The organism is Erwinia wuhanensis, from assembly GCF_030484085.1.
Taxonomy (GTDB): Bacteria; Pseudomonadota; Gammaproteobacteria; order Enterobacterales; family Enterobacteriaceae; genus Erwinia; species Erwinia aeris.
This window is the reverse complement of the sequence record NZ_JAUJUH010000001.1, coordinates 681,412-694,433: the sequence shown is the minus strand read 5'-3', so window position 1 is coordinate 694,433 and position 13,022 is coordinate 681,412. Positions and strand designations below refer to the sequence as shown.

The 13,022-nt window shown below is 61.0% G+C and carries 10 protein-coding genes and 1 pseudogene; 3 read left to right on the top strand and 8 right to left on the bottom strand.

Going from position 1 to position 13,022, the window contains the following annotated elements; genetic code table 11:
• The first annotated feature begins 55 nt into the window (after window positions 1-55).
• Both betA and QZH36_RS03100 read left to right on the top strand, forming a co-directional pair.
• Complete coding sequence (gene betA, locus QZH36_RS03105; protein WP_301253443.1) at window positions 56-1,744, top strand: choline dehydrogenase; 1,689 nt, start codon at window positions 56-58, stop codon at window positions 1,742-1,744.
• A 410-nt stretch (window positions 1,745-2,154) separates the two neighbouring features.
• The gene (locus tag QZH36_RS03100) at window positions 2,155-3,534 is read left to right on the top strand and encodes an FAD/NAD(P)-binding protein (RefSeq protein ID WP_301729622.1); all 1,380 of its coding nucleotides are present in this window, start codon (window positions 2,155-2,157) and stop codon (window positions 3,532-3,534) included.
• Window positions 3,535-3,646: 112 nt separating this feature from the next.
• Here QZH36_RS03100 and QZH36_RS03095 read toward each other — a convergent pair whose 3' ends face one another.
• Window positions 3,647-4,810, bottom strand: a complete 1,164-nt coding sequence (locus QZH36_RS03095; RefSeq protein WP_301729621.1) for an MFS transporter — start codon at window positions 4,808-4,810, stop codon at window positions 3,647-3,649.
• Between the two features lie 30 nt (window positions 4,811-4,840).
• Window positions 4,841-5,626 carry an inositol monophosphatase family protein gene (locus QZH36_RS03090; protein ID WP_301729620.1) on the bottom strand — a complete coding sequence of 262 codons (786 nt, stop codon included), beginning with the start codon at window positions 5,624-5,626 and terminating at the stop codon, window positions 4,841-4,843.
• 98 nt (window positions 5,627-5,724) lie between these two features.
• On the opposite strand from QZH36_RS03090, the gene QZH36_RS03085 reads away from it, so the two are divergent.
• Complete coding sequence (locus QZH36_RS03085) at window positions 5,725-6,495, top strand: DeoR/GlpR family DNA-binding transcription regulator (protein WP_301729619.1); 771 nt, start codon at window positions 5,725-5,727, stop codon at window positions 6,493-6,495.
• Here the strand turns inward: QZH36_RS03085 and QZH36_RS21370 are convergent.
• From QZH36_RS21370 to cscK, 6 genes and pseudogenes are all read right to left on the bottom strand, one after another.
• Window positions 6,477-6,524: pseudogene (locus QZH36_RS21370) on the bottom strand (hypothetical protein); the annotation flags it as partial. The gene QZH36_RS03085 and the pseudogene QZH36_RS21370 overlap by 19 nt on opposite strands.
• Window positions 6,521-7,525: a LacI family DNA-binding transcriptional regulator gene (locus QZH36_RS03080; protein ID WP_301729618.1), complete on the bottom strand. Its 1,005-nt coding sequence runs from the start codon at window positions 7,523-7,525 to the stop codon at window positions 6,521-6,523. The pseudogene QZH36_RS21370 and the gene QZH36_RS03080, both read right to left, overlap by 4 nt.
• Before the next feature lie 28 nt (window positions 7,526-7,553).
• Window positions 7,554-8,954 carry a sucrose-6-phosphate hydrolase gene (locus tag QZH36_RS03075; protein ID WP_301729617.1) on the bottom strand — a complete coding sequence of 467 codons (1,401 nt, stop codon included), beginning with the start codon at window positions 8,952-8,954 and terminating at the stop codon, window positions 7,554-7,556.
• Entirely contained in the window at window positions 8,951-10,324 is a 1,374-nt protein-coding gene (locus QZH36_RS03070; protein WP_253454368.1) for a sucrose-specific PTS transporter subunit IIBC, read from the bottom strand. The genes QZH36_RS03075 and QZH36_RS03070 overlap by 4 nt, the downstream gene beginning before the upstream one ends.
• A gap of 23 nt (window positions 10,325-10,347) precedes the next feature.
• The gene (locus QZH36_RS03065; protein WP_253454367.1) at window positions 10,348-11,955 is read right to left on the bottom strand and encodes a carbohydrate porin; all 1,608 of its coding nucleotides are present in this window, start codon (window positions 11,953-11,955) and stop codon (window positions 10,348-10,350) included.
• A gap of 90 nt (window positions 11,956-12,045) precedes the next feature.
• The gene (gene cscK, locus QZH36_RS03060; protein WP_253454366.1) at window positions 12,046-12,987 is read right to left on the bottom strand and encodes a fructokinase; all 942 of its coding nucleotides are present in this window, start codon (window positions 12,985-12,987) and stop codon (window positions 12,046-12,048) included.
• Window positions 12,988-13,022 lie beyond the last annotated feature (35 nt).

The window sequence follows — 13,022 nt, the reverse complement described above, 5'->3', positions numbered from 1 at the left end:
TTGCGCTTATAACACTTTTTTGCTGCGGCGCAGGCCGCAGCGTTTTGGAGGTTTAATGCAGAAATTTGACTATATCATTATCGGCGCCGGCTCGGCTGGCAACGTCCTGGCCACGCGACTGACTGAGGATGCTGACGTATCGGTACTTTTACTGGAAGCAGGCGGCAAGGATCACCGCTGGGATTTCCGTACCCAAATGCCAGCCGCTTTGGCTTATCCGCTGCAGGGAAAACGCTATAACTGGGCTTATGAAACCGATCCTGAGCCGAAAATGAATAACCGCCGCATGGAGTGTGGACGCGGGAAAGGGCTTGGCGGCTCCTCACTGATCAACGGCATGTGCTATGTGCGCGGCAACGCGATGGATTATGACAACTGGGCCAGCAAAAAGGGCCTGGAGAACTGGTCATATCTGAACTGCCTGCCTTATTTCCGCAAGGCGGAGAAGCGCGATATCGGTGAAAACGATTACCACGGCGGTGACGGCTACCTGAGCGTCACCACGCCGAAAAAAGGCAATAATCCGCTGTTCCGCGCCTTTATCGATGCGGCGGTGCAGGCCGGTCATCATGAAACCGACGATATGAACGGCTACCGTCAGGACGGCTTCGGCCCGATGGATCGCACCGTTACGCCGCAGGGCCGTCGCTCCAGCACCGCGCGCGGCTATCTGGACGTGGCGAAGCAGCGTTCAAACCTGACGATTGTCACCCACGCGCAGACCGACCGTATTCTGTTTGAGGGCAAAACCGCCGTCGGCGTTTGCTGGCTGCGCAACGGCAAACAAGAGCAGGCTACCGCCACGCGTGAAGTGCTGCTGTGCGCGGGCGCTATCGCCTCGCCACAGATCCTGCAGCGTTCCGGCGTCGGTCCGGAAGAGTGGCTGCGCGAGCTGGATATCCCGGTTGTTCACGCGCTGCCGGGCGTAGGCCGCAACCTGCAGGATCATCTGGAAGTTTATATGCAGTTCCGCTGCAAAAAGCCGGTCAGCCTCTATCCGTCGCTGCACTGGTGGAACCAGCCGGCAATTGGCGCGGAATGGCTGTTCAGCGGCACGGGTATCGGCGCCAGCAACCAGTTTGAAGCGGGCGGCTTTATCCGCAGCGACGACAAGCCGGACTGGCCGGATCTGCAGTATCACTTCCTGCCGGTCGCCATTAACTACAACGGCAGCAGCCCGGTGAAAGAGCACGGCTTCCAGGCGCACGTTGGCCCGATGCGCTCGATGAGCCGTGGTCGCGTCAGGCTGACCTCAAAACACCCTTACGCCGCGCCGTCGATCTTCTTTAACTACATGTCGGAAGATCGCGACTGGGAAGAGTTCCGCAGCGCGGTGCGCCACACGCGTGAAATCATGCGTCAGCCCGCGCTGGCTGAATACTGCGGCGAAGAGATCCAGCCGGGCGCGTCGGTGCAGACCGACGAGCAGATTGACGCCTTTATCCGCGATCATGCCGAAACGGCCTATCACCCTTGCGGCAGCTGCGCAATGGGCAATGACGAGATGGCGGTAGTGGATGCGGAAGGCCGCGTGCACGGGATGCAGAAGCTGCGCGTGGTGGATGCTTCGATTATGCCGCAGATCACCACCGGCAACCTGAATGCGCCCACCGTGATGATCGCCGAGAAAATGGCCGATCTGATCCGGGGCCGTACCCCGCTGGCCGCTTCCAAAGCGGATTACTATCGCCTGGCGCGCGAAAAAGCCGAGGCTGAGCAGGCACAGGAAGAAGGCGTGGCCTGATAGCTGCCGCGTCCCGAAAGCTGGCAAACCAGCCTGCGGGGCGCTGTCTGCCGTACCTTAATAAAAAATGCACGTAACGGCTATGCAGCCCGTTGCGTGCATTTTTGTATCAGCCAGCCTTCCGCAAAATTGCCTGAGTACCTGACTGCCTGATTGCCTGAACGCCTGAACGCCTGAACGCCTGACGGCCCTGAACACGTAGCTGTTTGCACGGCCTTACTCTCCGCTTTTCATCATAGAACCAGACGACCGCCGCGCCGCGTGCTTTCTGGTCGTGGTTGGTTATCCTGTCTATAGTGTGCTCCATGCAGGCCTTTTCTTCTTATATCGGCAACGTTCTCCTGTACTGGCGGACAGAGCCGTAACGTTAGCGAAGGCAGCCCCTGAAACTTCTTTGACCGGGACAGCGCATGGCTGAGCGACATATTGTAATTATTGGCGGCGGCTTTACCGGCACAACGCTGGCTATCCATCTTGCCCGCCTGGGCGAGGCAGGCTTAGCGGTAACGGTGATTGAACCGCGCGCGCAGCCGGGACAGGGCGTCGCCTACAGCACCCCGGATCCGGCGCACCGTATTAATGTCCCCGCCGCCCGAATGCAGCTCTCCGCAGCGGAAGAAGGGGATTTTGCGCGCTGGTATCAGCAGTGCAGCGCTGACCGACAGGATCCTGCCGCTCACTGGCATGACGGCAAAGTCTATCCGCAGCGTGGCTGGTTCGGCGCTTACGTGGCGGAACAGTTTCGCCTGGCGGCCCAATCCTGCGTCAGGCTGACGCACTGTCAGGACCGAGCCGTGGCGCTGCGTGACGGGCTGGTTACTACGGCTTCCGGCAAAACATTTCGGGCGGATGAGGTGGTGCTGGCCATCAGCCATCCGCCGCCCGCCGTGCCGCAAAGCGTACAGCAGGCGCTGGGCGGGCATCCGGGGCTGATCGCCAATCCCTGGCATCCGCAGGCGCTGACAGCGGTCGGCGTAAACGAGCGGGTGGTCATTATGGGCACGGGCCTGACCATGGCCGATATGGTCGCTTCGCTTGCCGCGCGGGGGCACCGTGGCCCGGTCACGGCCTTTTCAAGGCGGGCCCAGCTGCCGCGCGACAACGTCAGCGGCGACTATGCGCCCCGATTGCTTGATTATCGGCAGGCGCCCGCCACCGCGCGCGGCTGGCTGCGGCGGGTGCGTCAGGAAGTGGCTCAGGCTGCGGCAGAAGGCCAGCCCTGGCAGCTGGTGCTGGACGACATTCGCGCGCACGCGCAGCAGATCTGGCAGCAATTGCCGCTAAGGGAGCAGCGCCGCTTTCTGCGTCATTTACGATCCTGGTGGGATGTGCATCGCTACCGCATTGCGCCGCAGGTCAGCCAGGCCTTGCAAACCTGGCAACGCAGCGGCCAGCTGCGCGTGCTGGCAGCAAGGCTGGCCGGGGTTGGGGCGCAGGGAGAACAAATCGCGCTGAGGTTGGGGCCGCGCAAAGGCGCGGAAGTCTGTCTTATCGCAGACAAACTGATCGTCACCACCGGCCCGGCACATAATGCGCTGCTGACCAGCGACAGGCTGCTTAGCCAGCTGGCGGAAGAGGGCATAATCCAGGCCGATCCGCTGGCGCTGGGCATCCTGGTCGACGCGCAGTCGCGCACCCTGAATCGTCAGGGCATGGCCAATGCGCACCTGCACGTGGTCGGGCCAGCGGCGCGCGGACGCTTTGGCGAACTGATGGGCCTGCCGCAGGTGGCGGAACATGCCGAAGCGGTGGCCCGTCAGCTGGTTGGTGCCGCGCCGTTAACGCCGTGACGGGGCTGCGTTTCGCCGTCGCGGGCTGAACGGAAGGCACCGTTAACGCTGTTCCACTCGCGGCTGCGCTTTACCGTCACGGGCTTAGCGAGAGGCACCGACCGCATGGCTGCTACATGCGCACGCGGCGGGAAAGCGCCACCACCAGCAGCAGCAGCACCGTAACCATGATAAAGGCTATCGGCAGCGAGCTAAGGTGAGCGACAAAGCCAATGGTGGCAGGCCCGGCCAGCACGCCGATATAGCCCAGCGTGGTGACGGCCGGGACGGCGGCGGCCTGCGGCATGCTTTTTTGCCTGCCGATAGCGGTGAACATCACCGGCACGATATTGGCGCAGCCGATGCCGATCAGCATATAGCCCACCAGCGCAACGTGCCAGGAGGGGACGATCACCGGCAGCGCCAGCCCGACGGCGGCGGTCAGCGCGCCCAGGATCACCACTTTTTCGCGGCCGAAACGCGCCACGATGCGGTCGCCGGTCAGCCTGCCCACGGTCATCGCGGTAGCAAAGCAGGCAAAGCCTAAGCCGCCCAGCGTGTCCGGCATATCGCGGTGTTCGGTCAGGAATACCGCACTCCAGTCCAGCACCGTGCCTTCTGCCAGGAACACGGCAAAACAGATCGCGCCAATGGTCAGCACGGCGCCGTGCGGCAGGGCGAAGGCCGGGCCTTCCGGCGGGTTAGCGTAGGTCAGCAGGCCGCGAAAGCTGTAACCCAGCAGCAGCAGCGAAACCACGGCGGCCGCCAGGCTGGCGGCAAAGGGCGACAGTCCACTCGCCATCAGGCCGCTGACCGCACCCGCGCCCGCAATGCCGCCCAGGCTGTAAAAGCCGTGGAAGCCGGACATCATCGGCTTAGGCGCCGCTTTTTCCACCAGGATCGCCTGCACGTTCATCGCGCAGTCGGTGGTGCCCACGCCCATGCCGAACACCAGCAGCGCCAGCGCCAGCAGTACAGGGCTGGGGATCACCGAGAGCAAGGGCAGCATCAGGCAGAAGGCCAGCGTGGCAACGGTCATCACCGCCCGGCAGCCAAAACGCGTAGTGAGATGGCCTGTCAGCGGCATCGCCACCAGCGCCCCCACGCCCAGGCAGAGCAGCAGCATTCCCAGCGTGCCGTCGTTGACGCCGGTATTCATTTTGGCGAAGGGCACCAGCGCGGACCAGCCAGCGGTGGCGAAACCCGCCACAAAAAACATGGCTCGCGTGGCGTTCTGCTCGCGTCTTGCGGGCGTTTCTGCGGCGGACTGGCGCAGCGTGTCGACATGGTCAGGCATGAGCGGTGATACTCCGGGTTAAATTAAGCGTCAGTTTAAGATAGACAAAATTTGCGAGTGCAGGCGAGGGCAGCCGCTGGCGATAACCTGGCCGCCCTGTTCAGGCCGTCCGCCATCCGGGGTAGTCACTACGCCGCCTGCCAGCTCAATCAGCGGGATCAGCGCCACAATGTCATAAGGCTGAAGGGCGAACTCAACGCAAACATCGATTTTACCGGCGGCCAGCATCGCCATGGCATAACATTCGCCGCCGTAACGGGTCATCAGCACGGCCTTATCCAGCGCGTCAAACTTCAGCGACGTCTGCCCCAGCGATTCCGGTGAGGTGGTATGTAAAATAGCCTGATCCAGCGGGACATCCCGGCGGGTTTGCAGGCGAACTTTGCCATAAGGGCCTTCAACCCATGACTGCGAGCCGTCGGCATAAAAGCGTTCGCCGGTAAAGGGCTGGCTCATCATTCCCATCACCGCGCGGTCGTGATGCAGCAGGCCGATTAACGTGCCCCATACCGGCAGACCACAAAGAAAAGGCCGCGTGCCGTCTATGGGATCCAGCACCCAACAAGGCGCGCGCTCGTCGCCCGCTTTGAGGCCAAATTCTTCACCCATCACGGCATGCGTGGGATAGCGCTGCGCGATAAGATCCCGCATGGCTTTTTCCGCCTCGCGATCGGCAAGGGTAACCGGGTCGAAACGAAAACCCTCTTTAGGTTTAGTGCTGATGGCAAGGTTTTCACTGCTGCGAAAGCGCGGCAGCGTTTGCTGGTCGGCTGCGTCGGCCAGTTCATGCAGAAAAGCGATATCAGGAAGCTTCATGCGGCGACTCCTTCGGGACGAGGGAAAGTTGACAACCTCTGAACGGATGATAGTGTATGCCGTATTGTGCGTTTTTTAAAGCTCGTTTAAGAGGTTTTATGCTCGATTATGCAGCTTTCCCGCAACAGCGGCAGTCCCTGATCCGCCAGGAGTTGCAAGAGAAGGGACGGGTAGTCTGCGCGACGCTGGCCGAACAGCTGGGCGTTTCCGAACATACCGTACGCCGGGATCTGCAAGAGCTGGCGCGCGAAGGGATTTGCAAAAAGGTGTATGGCGGCGCGGTCAGCGTGCTTGCCTCGCAGGGCGATCTGCTGGCGAGGACGGAAAAAAACGGTGCGGAAAAAGCGCGTCTGGGGCTGGCGTGTAGCCGTCTGGTTAAGCCGCAAAGCGTGATATTTATCGACGCAGGCTCTACCAACCTGACTTTTGCCCGCGCGCTGCCGCCGGAAATGGCGCTGACAGTGGTCACCCATTCGCCCATTATCGCGGTGGAGCTGATGAAGCTGCCGCGCTGCGAGACGATCGTTATCGGCGGTCGGCTGCACACGGCAACGGGCGGTAGCCTGGGCATCACCGCCTTCTCCCAGATCCGCGACATTCGTTTCGACCAGCTTTTTTTGGGCGGCTGTGCGCTGGACAGCGAAGAGGGCTTAACGGGATTTGATTATGAAGACGTGGAGTTTAAAAAAGCGCTAACGGGCCGCAGCGATGAGATTATCGTCGCCATGACCAGGGAAAAAATTCCCGGCGTAGCGCGTTATACCGTGGTGGCCTGCGAGGCGCTTACGCAGCTGGTGGTCGAGGCGGATCTGCCGGCGGATACGCTGGCGGCCTTCAGGGAAAAAAATATCGCACTGGTGCATCCGTAGCTTGCCTGAGCATCCGAAGCAGCCCCTATGGCGTTCGCCTTCTTACCCGCGCGGGCAGATAAATGTGCGGCGTTTCCGTCAGCTTGCCGTCAATCAGGCCGGTCAGCGTTTCAAAACAGTGCCAGGCCAGCTGGCGGTTATCCTGCATCACGGTATCGATTTTTACCGACAGCGCGTCGTAAAGGTAGTGATCGTCAAAGCTGCACAGCCTGACGGGCGCCGACAGTAAATGATGCTGGCTCAGGTAGCGCAGCACCCCTTCCTGCAGCCCGCAGGCGGCGCAGAACAGCGCCTGCGGCACGCGGCCCAGCCGCATAACCAGCTCGGCAAACATCTCGTAGCCCGAGCTGGCGTTGTAATGGCCGTGCAGGATCCATTCCGGTTGCACCGCCAGACCGGCCTGTTCCAGCCCCTGACGAAAACCGGCCAGGCGATCGCGCGTCGGCGAAATGCGCGGCTGGCCGCCAAAAAAGTAAAATTCCTCAACTTCCCTGGCGATCGGCTCGACCAGCGTCGCCGTAGAGATAATCGACTCAGAGATCACCAGCGGTAGCGTGGAGTCGCCCAGATGACGGTCAAACAGCAGCACCGGCAGCTGGCGGCTGAGCTGCTGATACTCGCTGTCGTTCAGCTGGCTGGAGGCGACGATCAGCCCGTCGACCTGACGCTGGATCAGATTATTGACCGCCAGCGTTTCCTGGCTGCTGTTTTCGTCGGTGCAGGCGATTAAGAGCTGTAAACCGGCGTCGCGGCACAGCGTTTCCAGCGCGTGAGAAAAGGTGGCGAAGCCGTGGTTGGTCATTTCCGGCACCACCAGCCCGATGGTATGGCTGCGCGAGTTGTTCAGCGCCCGCGCGTGAATACTGGGCTGATAGTGCGTCATCTGCGCGATCTCCATCACCCGCTGGCGGGTCGCTTCGGCCACGCGCAGCTCTTTGCCACGGCCGTTCAGCACCAGGCTGGCGGTGGATTTGGACACGCCAGCCAGGCTGGCGATATCGTTGATGGTCACGCGTTTCGGCTTATTCACAGGCATTCGTATCAGGGGAGTCAGCGCATTATACTACCATGCCTGAACGGAGTTGCCAGTAATCGACGGTCAGGCTGGCTTCGCCTTGCCACACCACTTCCGGCACGGCATTCGGGAAATAGCGCGCCGACATCACACCTTCGCCGTCGTTGATAAAAATCTCAATGCTGGAGCGATCGCAGAGAATTTGCAGGTGAGAAACCGCGCCCGTCCAGTAGCGATGTTCTGTCTCGCCGCTGCGCAGATTGCGGCGGCTCAGCGTCAGGCCGTCCTCGTTGCAGACCAGCGTCAGCGCCTCGCCGAAGCAGGCCGACCAGCTACCCCTCGAACCAATAACCAGCTCGGCGCGTTCAACCGGCAGCGTCGGCAAAGAGGCGGCCCGCTGCTGATAGCGCGACCGCTGCTGGCGCAGCTGCTGTAGCTCGCGCGCCGGACGCTGCATCAGCCGATCCTGCTCCAGCGTCAGCTCGCGCGGGCAGGTCATAATATGTATCCAGCCGCGGGCTACGGTCGGCTGCAACAGTTCTTCGGCGTCCGGCACGCCCATCCAGCCGATAAGCACTCTGCGTCCGTCATCGCTGAGCGTGGTTTGCGGCGCATAAAATTCAAAGCCATGGTCCAGCTCGCAGAACTCGCCGTGCGGGAAGCGGGCCGCCGCGTAATCCAGCCTGCCGATAAAATAGCCGCTCTGGTGGGCGTTGAGCCATTTTCTCTGCTGTGCGGGCAGGCCCTGCGGGCAAACCAGCAGCACATCGCGATCGCCCAGCGCGAACAGGTCAGGGCATTCCCACATATAGCCAAAGTCGCCCAGACCATTAAGCTGCGATCCGGCAATTTCACCCAGCAGCGTCCATTCATGCAGCGATTCGCTGCGATAAAGCAGCACTTTCCCTTTTTCTTTCAGATCCTGTGCGCCGAGCACCATATACCAGCTATCCTGATGGTGCCAGACTTTCGGGTCGCGCACGTGGCCGGTGTAGCCCGGCGGCAGCCCGATAACCGGGCCGGTTTTGGTCACATCGCCCGCATCGTTCACCGTCGCCATGCACTGCCAGGCGGTGCGGCCCCCGGCAAATTTCACGTTGCCGGTATAAAACAGGGTCAGCGTGCCGTCGTGATCGACAGCCGAACCGGAATAGCAGCCGTGGCTTTCATACGTTTCGACCGGGGCCAGTGCCAGCGGCTCATGCTGCCAGTCCAGCAGGTTAGCCGAGCGCCAGTGGCCCCAATATTTGGCGCCGTGCGCGCAGGCCAGCGGATTCCACTGATAAAAAAGATGCCATTCACCCTGAAACTGAATAAAGCCGTTGGGATCGTTCATCAGGCCGGTCTGCGGCGAAAGGTGCCAGGCGGGACGATGCGGATCTTCGCTGGCGTTCCTGTTCATCACCGCCTTAAGCGCGCGATTGATCAGCTGTGCTTCGCTCATGCTTTGTCCTCAACGTTGTATTTCAGCAGCAGGGAAAGAATAAAAGCGGTGCCGAAGGCCAGCGCCATGCCGATGATATAAGAAACCAGCGAGCTGGCCTGCACGATAGCCATGCCAGGCAGCGCGGTCAGGCCGACGGCGGTCATGCCCACGTGCATCAGCACCACAAAAGCGCCGCCGACCGCGCCGCCGACGATCCCGGCGATAAAGGGCTTCATAAAGCGCAGGTTCACGCCAAAAATAGCCGCTTCCGTAATGCCTAACAGCCCGGAGAGCGCGGAGGGAAGCACGATGCTGCGGATCTTCACGTCGCGGGTTTTAAACCATACGGCCAGACAGGCACCCGCCTGCGCGATGTTAGCCATCGACCAGATCGGCAGCAAAAAGTTGACGCCGATGGCGGGATTGCCCAACAGGCCCGCTTCGATAGCGTGGAAGCTGTGATGCACGCCGGAAATAACAATCACTGAGTAAAGCCCGCCGAACAGCAGCCCGGCCAGCCAGCCCGCGTGGGCGATCAGCGTGCTCAGCACCAGCGAAATGCCGTCGCCCAGCGCGCGGCCTGCCGGGCCAATCACCAGCATGGCGACGAAACCGGCGATAATTACCGTTAAAAACGGCGTCAGGATAATATCCAGCGCGTTGGGAATGATTTTCCGCAGCCGCTTCTCAACCAGGCTCATAAACCATACCGCCAGCAGCACCGGGAACACCGTGCCCTGATAACCGACCATCGCGATATCCAGGCCAAAGAAGTTCATGGTCTGTACGCCGCCCGCCACGCCCCAGGCGTTGGTCAGCGCCGGATGGGTGAGGATGCCGCCGAGCGTCGCGCCCAGGTAAGGGTTGCCGCCGAATTCGCGGGCGGCGGTAAAGCCAATCAGGATCGGCAAAATAATAAACGCGGCGGAGCTGAACATATCCAGCATAATGAACAGTGCGCTGCCTGCATCGACCCAGCCGTAGGTTTTCATCATGCCCAGCAGGCCCATCAGCACGCCGGAGGCGACGATGGCCGGGATAATCGGCACAAAAATATTGGAAAGCAGCCGCGCGATGCGCTGGGCGGGATTGAGCTTGCGGGCCGCGACGGAAGCCGCCTCGCTTTTGCTTGATTCGCCAATCCCGGCGGTCTGGATAAAGGCGGCGTGTACCTTATTCACAATGCCGCTGCCGAAAATCACCTGCATCTGTCCGGCGTTCTGGAAGCAGCCTTTTACGCCTTCCAGCTCGCCGATCGCTTTTTTATCCGCCAGGCTGTCGTCTACCAGCACCAGCCTTAAGCGGGTGGCGCAGTGGGCGGCAGAAGCGATGTTTTCCCGGCCGCCGAGCAGCGGCAGCAGCTGGCGGGCAATCTGTTCAAAATTCATGTGTTTCCCCTGAAAGTGGTCGATCAGAACCAGGTTTCCATCTGGACGCCGAAGTTCCATTCACCGCCGGCGGTAAAGCCGCTGGTACCAAAAGCGTCGTCGCTGGCGTAGCGATCTAACGCGTTATCCCAGTCCATCCAGCTGGCAAAGAAGCGAATTTCCGGACGGCTGAGGAAGTTGCCGATATCGCCAGGCTTAAAGGTGGGCGCAAAAGTCAGCTTGTAGAAGCCGCCGCTGACGTTCTGACGGCTTTTGAATCCCTGAGGATCGAGATCCATGTACTGATAGCTGCCCTCGTAAGCCAGCATAAAGTTTTCGTTGATGCTCTGAAGCAGGCGGGCGTTAGCGGTCACCCAGCGGTAGCTGTCGCCGGCAACGTAGCGATCTTTGCTCTGCTGCGCGAGCAGGGCCGGGGCCAGGCTCCAGGTTTGGTTTAGCGGGGTCATGCCGTAAGAGGCCAGACGCCAGGTGCTGGCGCTGTCGGTCAGGTTGCCGTCGGAGCCGATGCCTTTTACCTCGGCGCCTAAGCCGTGCCCGTAAAGCAGCGCCGTTTTCGACTGGCCGTCGCGCAGGCCGTAAAAGCTGTCGCCGTGCCAGGCGAGCATGGCGTGAACGCCGCTGTCGCCTGCGTTATCGCTACGCACGGCGGTGTTGACGCGCTCATCGTTATCTTTGGCGCGCAGGCCGCTGAGCATAAACTGCAGCGGCCCGCTGAAAGTGTTGGCGGTCACAATGTAGTTCTGAATGGTGTTATCGATAGTTTCGATATCGCCAAAGTTGCGGCCGTAGACGGAAAGGTTGCTTTTCACGCCGTCCGCCCAGCGCACGTCATAAATCCCGCCGCCCGTTCCGGCCAGAAACACCACGTCAGAATCCAGCCAGTGAATATCGAAATTGTCGCGATCGAAGCGTTTCCCGGCCCACAGCGTGCTGTCAGCAAACATGCCTTTAAAGGTCGGCAGGCTGCCCAGTTCAACAAAGGCCTGGCGGATATTGAGATCGCTGCTGTCCGCCGTCCAGTCGTTATAGTCGCTCTGGCCGTCCGCCAGCATGACCTTAAAGCGGGTGGTCGCGCCGTTAGCCAGCTGCGTTTTGTGCTCCATGTTAATTTCAACATAGGTATTGTTTTCGTTGCCCAGACGGCCGACCGCGCCGCCGGTTTCGCCTGCTGGCGTCAGGTAAGGGCCGCTTTTGGTCGAAGAAGCTGAATCGTTCATAATCAGGCCGGAGCGGGCATAGGCATGAAACTCGAAGCCGTCCGCCAGCGTTTTCTCCGCCGGTCTGACCGCCTGGGGCTGGTCGGCAGGCGACGGCGCAACCGGCGGCTGCGGGCCAGCTACGACGGCAGGCGCCTGCGCCGAGCCTTGACGAATAGCGGGTGGGGTCTGAGGCGTGTGCGCATCGGATGCCGTCGCGGGAATGGCGGCTGCCGGAGCGGTCTGCGCCAGACGCTGTTCGGCCAGGCGGGCGCGGCGTTCAGCCTCATCGGCACGCCGCTCCGCTTTTTGCAGCCTCGCCTCTAGCTGGTTAAGGCGTCGTTCAACGGCGCTGAGATCGCTGTCGGCCTGGCTTGTTTGAGGAAGAAACAGCGCTGCCGTGACCGCCAGCGCAACAGGGTTTATTTTTAACATCCGCCATTCTCCAGAGAATTTACCGTTTAGCTAAACCGGTTCGATAAGGAGAGTAGAGAACAGCGACGAGCGTGACAAAGGATTTTGTTGTTACGATTTCGTTATTGTGACGGGTCTGGCATTTTGCAGCTGGCTCGCATAGGGCAGCGCGGTCATTGCCCCTTTAGCGGTGGTGGCCAGCGCGCCGCACTGCTGAGCCAGCCCGACGGCCGCCTCAAGATCGCGAGGGCGTAAAGGATCCGCTTCGCGCATCAGTCCTGCCAGCAAACCTGCAACAAAAGCGTCGCCTGCGCCCGTGGTATCAACAGGCTGTACCTTCGAGGCGCTAAACCGACGCTGTTCGCCTTCATGCCAGACGATAACGCCTTCTTCACCCAGGGTAATCAGCAGCAGGGCGGGACGGAAGCGGGCGGTGAACAAGGCCAGCGCGGCCTCGGTTTCCTGCTCGCCGGTCAGCAGCTGTAGCTCATCCAGCGACAGTTTAACCACATCCGCCAGCGCGAAAGCCCGATCGACCACCTGACACATTTCCTGATGGTCGTGCCAGAAATCTTCCCGCAGATTGGGATCGAAGCTGACCCAGCCTCCGGCGGCGTGAATACGCTCAACGGCGGCGAACACCGCGCTGCGTGACGGTTCGGCGCTGAGGGCTATTGAGCAGAAGTGTAACGCCTGGCCTGCCGCAAAATCGGGCAGGTCGTCCGGCGTTAAGAAAAGATCGGCCGCCGGGCGCACCATAAAAGTGAAGGTTCGTTCGCCCTGATTATCCAGACCCACCACCACGGTAGAGGTACGCTGTTGCGGCAGCTGACGCATAAATTCCGTGTTAACCTTTTCCTGACGCAGGACGTCCTGCAAAAATGCGCCAAAAGGATCGTCGCCTACGCGGCCGATAAAGCCGCTGTCGCCGCCCAGACGAGCCACGCCTACCGCCACGTTGGCGGGCGCGCCGCCAGGGCACTGTTGCAAATGATTATTTTCCTCCGGCAGCAGATCGACTACCGCATCGCCTAAAACCCAGACTCTGTTCATTACGCCTCCTGTGAATGTAAACTTAAAGCTAAACC